At 58.7% G+C, this 2,662-nt stretch carries 3 protein-coding genes; all 3 read left to right on the forward strand.

Annotated elements, in window-relative coordinates:
* The first annotated feature begins 82 nt into the window (after positions 1-82).
* Positions 83-412 carry an IS66 family insertion sequence element accessory protein TnpA gene (tnpA, locus tag ADK28_RS31525; protein ID WP_049191698.1) on the forward strand — a complete coding sequence of 110 codons (330 nt, stop codon included), beginning with the start codon at positions 83-85 and terminating at the stop codon, positions 410-412.
* Positions 406-744 (forward strand): IS66 family insertion sequence element accessory protein TnpB, encoded by a 339-nt coding sequence (gene tnpB / locus ADK28_RS11515; protein ID WP_048795397.1) that lies wholly within the window; start codon positions 406-408, stop codon positions 742-744. The genes tnpA and tnpB overlap by 7 nt, the downstream gene beginning before the upstream one ends.
* Positions 745-808: 64 nt before the next feature.
* Entirely contained in the window at positions 809-2,311 is a 1,503-nt protein-coding gene (tnpC, locus tag ADK28_RS11520; RefSeq protein ID WP_048795398.1) for an IS66 family transposase, read from the forward strand.
* Positions 2,312-2,662: the final 351 nt, after the last annotated feature.

Here is a 2,662-nt window from a genome sequence, read left to right on the forward strand (position 1 = left end):
GTAAGCACGCGGTGAACTCACATTGTTAATCCTTGTGCGACTCGGCACGCTTGAACCTCATGTTCACTACGCAGGTTCCCCCATGCCAAAATCTCGCCATACCCTCCAACAACAGCAGCAACATGTCGCCGACTGGCAATTCAGCGGCCTGTCCCGCACTCAGTACAGCCTGCAACACCATCTCAATGTCAAAACCTTTTGCAACTGGGTCGGCAAGTGGACCAAAATCCCAACGTCACCGGCCGCTGAACCCCCTTTTATTCCGGTGACTGTTGCCCCTGAAGAGGCACCGCTATCCCTCCCCAACATAGACCCGCATATGCCCGCCATTACCCTGAATTTAAAACGGTGCTCCATCACCTGCCAGCCCAGCCAGTTGCCGGCCATCATGGCGGAGCTCAACCTATGCTAATGCCTCATGCCATCTGGCTGGCCCGTGAGCCGACCGATATGCGCCGGGGTATTGATACCCTGACCCGGCTGGCCGATGAACACTTGCCCTCGCCCTTACCGCCGGGAACCGCGGTGGTTTTCTGCAACAAGGCACGCTCACGCATCAAAGTGTTGCAGTGGGACAAGCACGGCGTCTGGCTGTGCACCCGCCGGTTGCATCAGGGCCACTTCACCTGGCCCCGCCCCGGGGATACCGCCTGGCCGCTGACGGCAGAGCAGTTCGCCTGGCTGACCAAGGGGGTAGACTGGCAACAGGTTGAGGGGCTTGACCTGCCGGGCTGGGAAACCTGAGACGTTAAACGTTAACGTCATGATATGACGTGATTATCACCGTCCGTTATGTCAAGCTGCTGATATGGATATCGACGCGCTGTTTACCACACAAGATCCCCATGAGTTACGTGTCCGGGCTCTGGCCCTGCTCGAAGCTCAGGCTCACTACATCCAGGCCCTGGAAGACGCGCTGAAGGCCGGCCGTCGCTGGCGCTTCGGCCGCAAGAGTGAAGCCTTCCAGGGCGAACAGCGGAGCCTGGCGGAAGAGGATGTCGATGCCGACACCGCCGACCTGGAACAGCAGTTGGCGGCGGTGTTACCGGCAGGCAAGGCGCTCCCTGGCACACCGCCCAAACGCCAGCCATTGCCGCCAGAGTTATCCCGTGAAACGGTCCGTCTTGACCTGAGCAGTCATGACTGCCCCGACTGCGGGCACGCCCTGCGCCCCCTGCGTGATGAGGTGAGCGAACGGCTGGAGTACATTCCGGCTCGGGTGGTGGTGCATCGCACGGTGCGCCCGCACTACAGCTGTCCCTGCTGTGAAACCGTCCATACCGTTCCCTTACCGCCTCAGCTTATCGAAAAAGGCCAGCCCGGTCCGGGGTTGTTGGCCCAGGTCACCGTAGCCAAATGCAGTGACCATCTGCCGCTATACCGTCAGCAGAAAATCTACCTGCGTCACGGTATCGATATTCCCTGCAGCACGCTGGCTGGTTGGTTCGGTGCGGTGGGGGCGGCACTGAAGCCACTGGCCGACGCCCTGCGGCAGGACCTGCTGCAGCAAGCGGTACTGCAGGCGGATGAGACACCGTTACTGTTGCTCAATCCCGAAAAAGGTCACAGCCAGAAGGGGTATCTGTGGGCCTACGTCAGCGCCGCCGGGGCAGACAGGGCGGTGGTGCTGTATGACTGCCAGCCGGGCCGCAGTGGCACCTATGCCAGCGCGATGCTGGATAGCTGGCAGGGTACGTTGGTCGTGGACGGCTATGCCGGTTACCGGGCGCTGTTCGACGAAGGTAGCGTGAAGGAAGCCGGCTGCTGGGCGCATGTGCGTCGGAAGTTCTTCGACCAGCACAAGGCGAACGGCAGTCCGGTGGCAGAAATCGCCCTGGCCACTATCCGCGAGCTGTACAACCTGGAGCGACGGATAAAGCAGCGCCCGGCAGAACAACGACGACGATGGCGACACCGTTATGCCAAACCGCGGTTGAAGGCGTTCGAAAGCTGGTTACAGGTGAAGCAGCAGAAGACGGCACCAAACTCGGGGATACGCAAGGCCATCGACTATACGTTGAAGCGATGGGCGGCGTTACTGGTCTATCTGGAGGATGGTCGGGTACCGATAGACAACAACCGGGCGGAGAACGTGATACGTCCGGTGGCGGTTGGGCGCAAGAACTGGCTCTTCGCAGGCAGTCTGCGAGCGGGTCAGCGAATGGCGAATATCCTGAGTCTGCTGGAGACGGCAAAGCTGAACGGTTTGGAGCCGTATGCCTGGTTGCGTGATGTACTGACGCGGTTGCCGTCGTGGCCGAACCGGCGGTTGAATGAGCTGCTGCCGTACGCCGGCAATACCTTCCGTTAGTCCTCTGAAAATCCAAAACACAAACTCACCTTGCAACGCAAGGTGAGTTCACCACGTGCTTACACTTCATCTGCATAACAGCGGAAATTCTTTACTGCCACACTCTTCAGACGCATGTCTTTTCCCTCTTTGATTAACAGGTCAAATGACCTGTTCATTATCTTACCTGGCGGCTGAACATTTTTGTTGACGGTGGTTTGATTTATCGCGGGACTTAAATGGATAACGCCATGAAGGCTTCCGATATCTTCGTGCGATACCCGGCAATCTGGTCCGGTATTGTGATGGCAGGCCTCCCGAAAAGTTATTTTTTAACGGCACCGGTAATGGTTATGAACCATAACCCACCGG

The organism is Serratia sp. 506_PEND (assembly GCF_001076875.1).
Classification (GTDB): Bacteria; Pseudomonadota; Gammaproteobacteria; order Enterobacterales; family Enterobacteriaceae; genus Serratia; species Serratia marcescens.

What these genes read in the sequence shown, in the direction of transcription:
- tnpA (WP_049191698.1), top strand. Translation starts at nt 83, where the DNA reads ATGCCAAAATCTCGCCATACCCTCCAACAACAGCAGCAACATGTCGCC.
- tnpB (WP_048795397.1), top strand. Translation starts at nt 406, where the DNA reads ATGCTAATGCCTCATGCCATCTGGCTGGCCCGTGAGCCGACCGATATG.
- tnpC (WP_048795398.1), top strand. Translation starts at nt 809, where the DNA reads ATGGATATCGACGCGCTGTTTACCACACAAGATCCCCATGAGTTACGT.